This is a genomic window from Streptomyces sp. NPDC059567 (assembly GCF_042735655.1).
GTDB lineage: Bacteria > Actinomycetota > Actinomycetes > Streptomycetales > Streptomycetaceae > Streptomyces.
Map to the genome: position 1 here is coordinate 86,906 of NZ_JBHWBS010000016.1, position 9,845 is coordinate 96,750.

8 protein-coding genes and 1 tRNA gene are annotated in these 9,845 nt (G+C 69.4%); 3 read left to right on the forward strand and 6 right to left on the reverse strand.

All coding sequences use genetic code 11. The features are described 5' to 3' along the window. Nucleotides 1-72: 72 nt before the first annotated feature. Genes ehuA through ehuB form a run of 4 tightly spaced genes read right to left on the reverse strand, consistent with a single transcriptional unit; the run spans nt 73 to nt 2,948 of the window. Nucleotides 73-825, reverse strand: a complete 753-nt coding sequence (ehuA, locus tag ACFVZW_RS11030; RefSeq protein WP_384519590.1) for an ectoine/hydroxyectoine ABC transporter ATP-binding protein EhuA — start codon at nt 823-825, stop codon at nt 73-75. Continuing rightward, nucleotides 815-1,465 carry an ectoine/hydroxyectoine ABC transporter permease subunit EhuD gene (ehuD, locus tag ACFVZW_RS11035; protein ID WP_384519592.1) on the reverse strand — a complete coding sequence of 217 codons (651 nt, stop codon included), beginning with the start codon at nt 1,463-1,465 and terminating at the stop codon, nt 815-817. Before ehuD ends, ehuA begins: the two co-directional genes overlap by 11 nt. Then, nucleotides 1,462-2,121 carry an ectoine/hydroxyectoine ABC transporter permease subunit EhuC gene (gene ehuC, locus ACFVZW_RS11040; protein WP_384519593.1) on the reverse strand — a complete coding sequence of 220 codons (660 nt, stop codon included), beginning with the start codon at nt 2,119-2,121 and terminating at the stop codon, nt 1,462-1,464. Before ehuC ends, ehuD begins: the two co-directional genes overlap by 4 nt. After that, nucleotides 2,118-2,948: an ectoine/hydroxyectoine ABC transporter substrate-binding protein EhuB gene (gene ehuB / locus ACFVZW_RS11045; protein WP_384519595.1), complete on the reverse strand. Its 831-nt coding sequence runs from the start codon at nt 2,946-2,948 to the stop codon at nt 2,118-2,120. The genes ehuC and ehuB overlap by 4 nt, the downstream gene beginning before the upstream one ends. Nucleotides 2,949-3,098: 150 nt before the next feature. On the opposite strand from ehuB, the gene ACFVZW_RS11050 reads away from it, so the two are divergent. Next, nucleotides 3,099-4,166, forward strand: a complete 1,068-nt coding sequence (locus tag ACFVZW_RS11050; RefSeq protein ID WP_384519597.1) for an LLM class flavin-dependent oxidoreductase — start codon at nt 3,099-3,101, stop codon at nt 4,164-4,166. Between the two features lie 237 nt (nt 4,167-4,403). Continuing rightward, nucleotides 4,404-6,095, forward strand: a complete 1,692-nt coding sequence (locus ACFVZW_RS11055) for a glycosyl hydrolase family 18 protein (protein WP_384519599.1) — start codon at nt 4,404-4,406, stop codon at nt 6,093-6,095. A 134-nt stretch (nt 6,096-6,229) separates the two neighbouring features. Here the strand turns inward: ACFVZW_RS11055 and ACFVZW_RS11060 are convergent, their stop codons facing one another. Then, entirely contained in the window at nt 6,230-8,104 is a 1,875-nt protein-coding gene (locus ACFVZW_RS11060) for a putative bifunctional diguanylate cyclase/phosphodiesterase (RefSeq protein WP_384519600.1), read from the reverse strand. 356 nt (nt 8,105-8,460) lie between these two features. Here ACFVZW_RS11060 and ACFVZW_RS11065 point away from each other — a divergent pair, with 356 nt between their 5' ends. After that, complete coding sequence (locus ACFVZW_RS11065) at nt 8,461-9,711, forward strand: M6 family metalloprotease domain-containing protein (protein WP_384519601.1); 1,251 nt, start codon at nt 8,461-8,463, stop codon at nt 9,709-9,711. A gap of 59 nt (nt 9,712-9,770) precedes the next feature. Here ACFVZW_RS11065 and ACFVZW_RS11070 read toward each other — a convergent pair. Then, nucleotides 9,771-9,844 (reverse strand) — tRNA-Lys (locus tag ACFVZW_RS11070). Nucleotide 9,845 lies beyond the last annotated feature (1 nt).

The window sequence follows — 9,845 nt, forward strand, 5'->3', positions numbered from 1 at the left end:
CCCCAGCGTCATACGCTGGGGCGCACCACCCTGGCATATGCCAGAGTCAAAGGTGTACCGCAGAGTCTGAGGTCAGAGCACCGCGCCGAGAAACTCGCGAGTACGCGGATGCTCGGGATCCGAGAAGATTTTTTCTGGCGAACCGGACTCGATCACCCTTCCCGCGTCGAACATCAGGACCTCGTCCGAGATGTCCCGGGCGAAGTTCATCTCGTGCGTCACACAGATCATGGTGATGTCCGTCGACTCGGCGATCTCCCGGAGCAGATCCAGCACTCCCGCCACGAGCTCGGGGTCGAGGGCCGAGGTCACCTCGTCGAGCAGCAGCACCTTCGGCTCCATCGCCAACGCCCGTGCGATGGCGACCCGCTGCTGCTGGCCACCGGACAGCTGCGCGGGCCTGGCCTCGCACTTGTCGGCCAGGCCGACCATGTCGAGCAGTTCCCGCCCGCGCGCCTCTGCCTCCTCGCGGCTCTTCCCGAGGACCCGGACGGGAGCCTCGGTGATGTTGCGCAGAACGTCCATGTGAGGGAAGAGGTTGAAGTGCTGGAAGACCATTCCGATCTTCTTCCGCGCCTCGCGCCGGTGCTTCTCGTCGGCCGGATGCAGTGTTCCGCCGTTGACCCGAATGGTGCCCTTGTCGGGTTTCTCCAGGGTCATCAGGAGTCGAAGGATCGTCGTCTTTCCGGAACCGGAGGGTCCGATCAGCGTGACGTGCTTGCCGGGGCGGACGGAGAAATTGAGATCGTCGAGGACCGTCTGGTCGCCGAAGCTCTTGGTGACGTTCTCGAAGCGAATGAGGGCATTCTCGGAATCAGTGGACAAGACGGCGCTCCAGAGTGCGGACGAGAAGAGAAGCGGGATACGCGATCAGGACAAAGGCCACACCGATCACCGTGAGCGGCTCGGTGTACTGGAAGGTGGCCGCCGATTCCAGCCGGGACTGCTGGAGGAGCTCCAGCACGCTGATACCGGCCAGCAGCGGGGTGTCCTTCAGCATCGCGATGACGTAGTTGCCGAGCGCGGGCGCGATCCGGCGCAGGGCCTGCGGCAGGATCACCGTCAGCCAGGTCCGGTGGCGCGGCAGGCTGAGCGCCTTCGCCGCCTCCCACTGCCCGACGGGCACGGCGTCGATGCCGGCCCGGTAGACCTGCGCGGTGTACGTCGAGTAGTGCAGCCCGATCGCGAGCGTGCCGGTGGTCAGGGCGGAGAACTGGACGCCCCACTCCGGCAGCACGAAGAAGAGGAAGAAGAGCTGCACGAGCAGCGGGGTGGTGCGGATGAACTCGGTGACGGCGTGCACCGGCCAGCGCACCAGCCGGCTGCGGGCCCGGAAGCCCAGCGCCCACACCAGACCCAGTGAGAACGAGATCAGCGAGCCGAGCACCAGCACCTGGAGCGTGACGAGCAGGCCGTCCCAGAAGCGCGGCATGAAGTCCGCCACCGCGGACCAGTCCCAGTTCACTTCGCCACCACCCCCAGGTTCGCCTTGCCGCGTTGCTCCAGCGCCTTCATGGAGCGGGTGATCACCAGCGCGATCACGAAGTAGACGACCAGGGTCACGGTGTAGATCCCGCCGCTCTCCTGGGTCGCGAGCCGCACGAGGTACGCGGCGAAGGAGACGTCCCCGACACCGAGCAGCGAGACCAGGGCGGTGCCCTTGAGCAGCTCGACCAGCAGATTGCAGAAGGACGGGATCATCTCGGGCACGGCCTGCGGGAGGAGCACGAGCCGCAGTCGCTGCCAGGGTGTGAGGCTGAGCGCGATGCCCGCCTCGCGCTGCGCCTTCGGTACGGCGTTCAGGGCGCCGCGCACGATCTCGGCGCCGTAGGCACCGTAGGAGAGGCCGAGCGCGAGGATCGCCGCCCACATCGGGACGAGCTGCCAGCCGACCAGTGGCGGCAGCACGAAGAACAGCCAGAACATCAGGATCAGCGCGGAAGTGCCGCGGAAGACCTCGGTGTAGAACCCGGCCAGGAAGCGGACGGCGCGGGAGCGGTGGGTACGGGCGGTGCCGACGGTGAACGCGACCACGGCGGCGAGCGCGGCGGAGGCGAACAGCAGCTGGAGGGTGATCCAGATGCCGGGCAGGACCCAGTTCTGCCAGAGTCCGGCGGTCATCGGCACAGCTCCTCGGCGGTCATGGTGGTCATCTCGGCCTCGGTGAAGCCGAAGCGCCGCAGGATCCGGAAGAGCTCGCCGCTCTTCTTCATCCGGTGCAGCTCGGTGTTGAAGGCGTCGCGCAGCGCGGTGTCGGTGGGGCGGAAGGCGAAGCCGCCGCCGTCGATCTTCTTCTCGCCGTCGACGACGGTGGCGAAGGGCTCGGTGGCCTCGGCCTTCGAGGACTTGCGGACGACCGAGCGGGCGGTCAGCGCGGTGCCGGCGAAGACGTCGACGCGACCGGACTCGACCGCGTTCAACCCGGCGACCTGGTCCTGGAGGATCACGATGTCCTTCTCCGGGTACCCGGCGGCGACGGCGTACGCGATCTGGGCGTAGCCGCTGCCCGTGGCGAAGCGCGCCTTGGCGCGCACCACGTCCTCGTACGAGCGGAGGTTCTTCGGGTTGCCCTTGCGGACGACGAAGGAATCGAGCATCTGGTACTCGGGGTCGGCGAAGAGCACCTGGGCGCAGCGGTCCTTGTTGATGTACATCCCTGCCGAGACGACGTCGAACTGCTGGGAGTTGAGCCCGGGTATGAGCGAGGCGAAGTCGGTGGCCACCGGCTGGACGCGGGTGATGCCGAGCCTGCCGAAGATCACCCGGGCGAGCTCGGGCGCCTCGCCGGTGAAGGCGCCCTGCTCGTCGACGTAGCCGTACGGCACCTCGCCCGCGATGCCGAGGCGGACCGTGTCCTGGGATCTGAGCCGGCCGAGCGTGTCTCCGGAGGCGACGCGGGCGCAGCCGGCCGCGCCGGCCGCCGCCGCGGCCGCCGTTCCCCACAGCATCGTCCGCCGCCGTATCTGTTGCGTTGTTCGAGGCATGGGCGCGCGGCTACCCGAAGCTGAACAGGTCATTCCTGCCGACCCCCGGAATAACCGGAGACAGCCTCCTGTTCTCTTACCCCGTACGTACTACTGGCAGAAGGGTCGTCAACGGTGAGCGACGCGATTCGGGGCACGGCACTCGGGGACTCTCCCGTACCGCTGTCCGTACTGGACCTGGTGACCGTCGGCAGCGGACGGACCGCGAGCCAGGCGCTGGCCACCAGCGTCGAGATCAGCAAGCTCGCCGAGCGGCGCGGCTACCACCGCCACTGGGTCGCCGAGCACCACTCCATGCCCGGTGTCGCCTCTTCCTCGCCGGCCGTGATCCTGGCCCATCTGGCCGCCCACACGCGCCGTATCCGGCTCGGCTCGGGCGGTGTCATGCTCCCCAACCACGCCCCGCTGGTGATCGCCGAGCAGTTCGGCACGCTGGAGGCGTTCGCCCCGGGCCGGGTCGACCTCGGGCTCGGCCGCGCGCCGGGCACGGACGGTGCCACGGCCGCCGCCCTGCGCAGGACCCAGACCCTGAACGAGGGTGCGGACGACTTTCCTCAGCAGCTCGCGGAGCTGACGCGGTTCCTGGACGACGACTTCCCGGACGGTCATCCGTACGCCCGGATCCATGCCGTGCCCGGTCCCGTGCAGGGCCCCTCCGGGCGGCCGCCGGTCTGGCTGCTCGGCTCCTCCGGCTTCAGCGCCCGCCTCGCCGGGATGCTCGGCTTGCCGTTCGCCTTCGCCCACCACTTCTCGGCCCAGAACACGATCCCCGCGCTCGACCTCTACCGGGACTCCTTCCGGCCCTCGGAGGTCCTCGACGCGCCGTACGCGCTCATCGGTGTCGCGGCCCTCGCCCACGAGGACCCGAAGGAGGCCCGCCGTCAGGTCATGACGGGCGCGCTGTCGATGCTGCGACTGCGCACCGGGCGGCCGGGTCTGATCCCGACCCCGGAGGAGGCGGAGGCGTATCCCTTCAGCCCGACGGAGCGGGACTTCGTGGACAGCTGGCTGGCGAACATCGTCTTCGGCACACCGGACGAGGTGCGGACAGGTCTGGACGATCTGCGCAAGCGGACCGGCGCCGACGAGCTGATGATCACGGCCAACGCGCACGGCGGCGATGTCCGGCTGCGGAGCTACGAGTTGATCGCGGACGCGTACGGGATGCCGGAACTCGGCTGAGAATCGTGGAGGTTGGTTCGGTCCGGAAGGACTGGCTCCGATCCCCCTAAGTGAACCTTAAACCGCTCGTCACCTGTGGTGGCGGGCGGTTCGTTTCTGTGCTGCACCGCTCTGACAAGGCCTTTCTCCTGCCGATTGGTCTAGTCCTCAATCTGGTTCAGACCATTGACGTGCTGTTCACACAGGGGCTATCACTTCACCAACTCCCGTCTCGCGTCACCCCCTCGGAGGCCGAACGTGCACCCCCGTAAGCCATTGATCGCCGCGCTCGTGAGCACGGCCCTCGCCGCAGGCGCGCTCGCCGCGACCGTCGGAATCGGCTCCGCCTCGGCAGCCGGCACCGCCACCACCGCCGCAGCGGCCGCCGACGGCAACGTCCGCATCGCGTACTACGACCAGTGGAGCGTGTACGGGAACGCCTTCTACCCCAAGCACCTCGACACCCGGGGCATCGCGAGCAAACTGGACATCATCAACTACTCGTTCGGCAACATCCACCCCACCGAACTCACCTGCTTCGAGGCCAACAAGGCCGCGGGTGACGACAACAACCCCAACGCGGGCGACGGTGCGGGCGACTCCTATGCCGACTACCAGAAGTCCTTCAGCGCGGCGGACAGTGTGGACGGCGTCGCCGACACCTGGAACCAGCCGATCGTGGGCGTCTTCAACCAGTTCAAGGAGCTGAAGGCGAAGTACCCCCACCTGAAGATCAACATCTCGCTCGGCGGCTGGACCTACTCCAAGTTCTTCCACGACGCGGCGAAGACCGACGCGAGCCGCAAGAAGCTGGTCTCCTCCTGTATCGACCAGTACCTCAAGGGCAACCTCCCGGTCGAGGGCGGATTCGGCGGCCCCGGAACCGCCGCCGGCATCTTCGACGGCATCGACATCGACTGGGAGTACCCCGGCTCCGCCAACGGCCACCTCGGCAACCACTACGGCCCCGAGGACAAGCAGAACTTCACCCTGCTCCTCGCCGAGTTCCGCAAGCAGCTCGACGCGTACGGCACGGCCAACGGCGGCAAGAAGTACCTGCTGACCGCGGCCCTCCCGGCCGGCCAGGACAAGATCAAGTACATCGAGACGGACAAGATCGGCGCGTACCTCGACTACGCGAACATCATGACGTACGACATGCACGGCGCCTGGGACGGCGACGGGCCGACGTACCACCAGTCGCCGCTGTACTCCGGCTCGAACGACCCGACCGACCCCATCGCGCCGGGCACCGAGAAGTACTCGATCGACAACGCGATCGACTCCTGGATCGACGGCAAGCCCGCCTACGGCATCGCCGGCGGCTTCCCTGCCAACAAGCTGACGCTCGGCTACGAGTTCTACTACCGCGGCTGGAAGGGCGTCCCGGCGGGCTCCGCCGGCGGCCTCGCCCAGAGCGCGACCGGCGGCTCGAACGCCCGCCCGCTCAGCCAGCAGGCCGGCATCGCCCACTACAAGGAGCTCGGCGGCATCGTCGACAACACGGCGACGACCTTCTGGGACGACCAGGCGAAGTCCTCGTACTTCTACAAGGACGGCGAGTTCTTCACCGGCCTGAACCAGCGGTCCATCCAGGCCCGGGTGGACTACGGCAAGCAGCGCGGCCTGGCCGGGGCGATGATGTACTCGCTCCTCGGTCTGGACAACAACATCACCCTGCTGAACCAGATCAGCGACGCGCTCGGCGGCACCACCACCCCGCCGACCACCCCGCCCACGACGCCTCCGACCACGCCGCCCACGACCCCGCCGACGACGCCTCCGACCGGCTGCGGCTCCGTCCCGGCGTATGTGGCAGGCACTGTCTACACCGGCGGCAGCGTGGTCTCCCACAACGGCCGCAAGTGGCTGGCCCAGTGGTGGACCCAGAACGAGACGCCGGGCACGACCGGCGAGTGGGGCGTCTGGAAGGACCAGGGCGCCTGCTAGCTCCCCGCTGAGCACCACATGACCACTGCCCCCGCCCGGAATGTCCCTCCGGCCGGGGGCAGTTCCATGCCCCTGCCCGGACGGCCCGGGCGGCTCGCACCGGCAGCCGGCGGTTCACGCCGGCAGCGGGCCGCTCAGACCGACAGCGTCGTGGATCCGATCAGCTCCGCGATACGGTCCGGGGCCACCGCGCGCGAATAGAGCCAGCCCTGCCCCGTGTCACAGCCGATGCGCCGCAGCCGGGTCGCCTGCCCGGAGGTCTCCACGCACTCGGCGGTGACCGTGAGCCCCAGCCGGTGGGCGAGTTGCACCAGGGCCTCGACGATCAGCTCGTCCGCCGGATTGGCGTGCGCCTCGTCCTGGAAGCCGCGGACGAACGAGCCGTCCAGCTTGAGCACCGAGACGGGCAGCCGGCTCAGATACGCCAGGTTCGAATAGCCGGTGCCGAAGTCGTCGATCGCGATCCGCACCCCCATGTCGCTCAGCGCCTGCAGCGCCTGGAGCGGCCGGCCCGCCGAGCCCATCACCGCGGACTCGGTCAGCTCCAGCTGGAGCAGATGCGGCGCGAGCCCGGTCTCCGCCAGGATGCCCGCCACGTCCGCCACCAGGTCCGAGTCCCAGACCTGCCGTACGGCCACGTTGACGCTCACGAACAGCGGCCGCTCGCGCGGATGGTCCTTCTGCCACTGCCGGGCCTGCGTGCATGCCGTGCGCAGCACCCACCGCCCCAGCTCCACGATCGAGCCGTCCTCCTCGGCGATCCCGACGAACCGATTCGGCGGAAGCGTGCCGAACTGCGGGTGGTTCCAGCGCACCAGTGCCTCCACCCCGTGCACCGCGCCGTCGGCGAGACCCACCAGCGGCTGGTACTCCAGTGCGAACTCCCCGCGCTCCACGGCCGGTCGGAGCGTGGAGGAGAGCGCCTGCCGTGTCATCCGGTGCGCGTTGCGCTCGGGGTCGAAGAGGGTCCAGCGGGCCTTGCCGTCGGCCTTCGCCCAGTACAGCGTGGTGTCCGCGGCCTGCATCAGCCCCGTCGCGGTCGTCCCGCGGGCGCCCCGCTCCACCACTCCGATCGAGGCCGAGACCGAGAGCCGCTGGCCGGCCAGGTCGAAGGGCTGCTGGAGCGCGCAGAGCACGGACTGCGCCAGATCCGCGAGCTGTTCGGTCCCCGCGGAGTCCTCGACGAGGATCGCGAACTCGTCGCCGCCGAGCCGTGCCACCAGGTGTCCACCGCTCCTGGTGTATCCGTCGTTGTCCGCGCACTCCGTCAGGCGCGCGGCCACGGCGGCGAGCAGCCGGTCGCCGATCCGGTGCCCCATGGTGTCGTTCACGGCCTTGAAGCCGTCGAGATCGAGGTAGCAGAGACCGATCCGCCCTGTTCCGCCATGCCCGTACGACGAGTACGACTCGTGCGACAGGTGTGACGATCGGATGTCGGGGAGTTCGTCCTCCTGCGAGGCCGTCTCCAGGGCCGCCGAAAGCCGCTCGAAGAACAGCGTGCGGTTGGGCAGCCGCGTCACCGGGTCGTGCATCTGGAGGTGGCGCAGCCGGGCCTGGAGCTCGCGCCGGTCGCTGATGTCCGCGATCGAGAGGAGGACGCGGCGGCTGTCGGGCACGGGGGAGACGGTGACCTCGGCCCAGAGCGAGCGTCCGTCGGGGTGCTTGAGCCGGCGCGTGCAGCGGAAGCGGGAACGGCGGCCGCGCAGCACCTCGCGGTACGCATGCCAGGTGCGGCCGTCGGCGGCGAGGTCGACGAGGTCGGCGGCGGCCTGCTCGGTGAGCGTGTCGGCCTCGGTGCCGAGGAGGGTGCCGAGCGCGTCGTTGGCGGCGACGACGAGGCCGTTCTGGTCGACCACGGCCATGGCGAGCTGGGCCGCCCGGAAGGCGGCGCGGTAGTCGTGGAGTTCGGCGTCGATCGGGAGCGCGTCATGACGCTCCGTGATCGGGGGCGCGGGCTCCCGTGCGGGCGAGAGCTGGGTGTGCACCGGTCCTTCGGGGGTTCCGCTCACCGCTCGCTCCCGTAGTGCAGTTGGGCCGTACAGGCGTGGTCGGGATGGGGTCGGCCAAGGAAAGTGTGCCGATCATAGGGGCAGCCCCGGGGGCTATTCCAGCTCCGTGGGCCGCCTCCCGCCCGACCGGGGGGTGAGTCTCCCCGCCGCGCACCCCTGGCCGATCGTTTCTGCGCGGGTCTGACGCGGGACGTCGGGGGCCTGACCGATTGTGACGTTCCGTGAGCTATTGAGGGCGCGTGTCGCGTCGACGCCATGTCGTGCGCTCACCCGACTGGGGCAGCGGAAAAGTGCGAAACGGCTCAAACCGTCACAAGGTGGGTGAGGTATCCCCGATTCAGGAGCCGGAGGTCCACGTGAGGGGTCAGCAGACACCCGAGGGAGTGGAGCGGCCGCGCCTGCGTGCCTCCGCGGCGGCCTTCACCTCCCTCGTGGCGCTCGCCGCGACCGGGCTCGTGGCGGGACCCGCCGTGGGCGCGCCCGCGGCCGGTCCCTGCGCCCTGCCGCGTACCGCCGCCCATCACTCCCTGGGCCTCGACACCTGGAACGGCTCGTACCCCCAGCCCGTCCGCTCCCTGGACGCGGTCATGATCTTCCTGTCCTTCCCCGACTCCACCCCGCTGACCAGCACCGACGAGCTGGCGGCCGACCACTTCCCCAGCACGAGCGAGTTCTTCCGGCGCGCCTCGTACGGCCAGTTCGCCCTGCGCCCCGACACCCGGCGCGAGTGGACCCCGATGCCGCAGGCCTCCACCGCCTACGCCATACAGCGCGACTGGGAGGCGGGGAAGCGCGCGGCCTATCTGCGGGACGCGCTCGCGGCGGCGGACGACCAGGTCGACTTCTCGCGGTACGACATCGTCTACCTGGTCGCCGACCCGGACGCGCCGGGCGTGGACTCCGACGCCACGAAGGTCGTCAACCTGGAGTCCCCGCTGACCGCGGACGGCACGGAGATCAAGCGGGTCGTCACCGTCTTCGAGCGGCACCCCCCGGACCGCAATGTGCTGGCCCACGAGACGGGTCACGTCTTCGACCTGCCCGACCTCTACCACCGGCCCATGGACGGCAAGGGCGACTGGGACACCCATGTGGGGGACTGGGACGTCATGGGCAGCCAGTTCGGTCTCGCCCCGGACCTCTTCGGCTGGCACAAGTGGAAGCTGGGCTGGCTGGAGCGGAGCAATGTGATCTGCGTACAGGAGCCGGGCACCCGGCTGCTCAGCCTGGAGTCGATGGCGGCGGCTCCAGTGGTCGGCGGCACGGTCGGCAAGCGGCTCGCGGTCGTACGGACGGGGACGGGCACCGCGCTCGCGATCGAGGCGCGCGGCTCGACCGGCAACGATCAGGACACCTGCACGGAGGGTGTGCTGATCTACCGCGTACGGAACGAGGCGGCGTCCGGGGACGGCCCGGTCGAGGTCGTGGACACCCATCCGAAGACCGAGGCCTGCTGGGACCGCTCGGTGTACCCGCCGCTGGCGGACGCGCCGCTCGGGATCGGGGAGTCGTTCACGGTGCCGGAGGAGGGTGCCCGGGTGGAGGTGGTGGACCGGACGCCGGCGGGTGCGTGGACGGTGAAGGTGACGCTGCCGGAGGACACCTGAGGCGCCTGTCCGGGAACACAAAGAAGCCCCTCGCTTCCGCGAGGGGCTTCTTCCGTCTGTGCGCCGCCAGGGACTCGAACCCCGGACCCGCTGATTAAGAGTCAGCTGCTCTAACCAACTGAGCTAGCGGCGCC

What these genes read in the sequence shown, in the direction of transcription:
- ehuC (WP_384519593.1), bottom strand. Translation starts at nt 2,121, where the DNA reads ATGACCGCCGGACTCTGGCAGAACTGGGTCCTGCCCGGCATCTGGATC.
- ehuB (WP_384519595.1), bottom strand. Translation starts at nt 2,948, where the DNA reads ATGCTGTGGGGAACGGCGGCCGCGGCGGCGGCCGGCGCGGCCGGCTGC.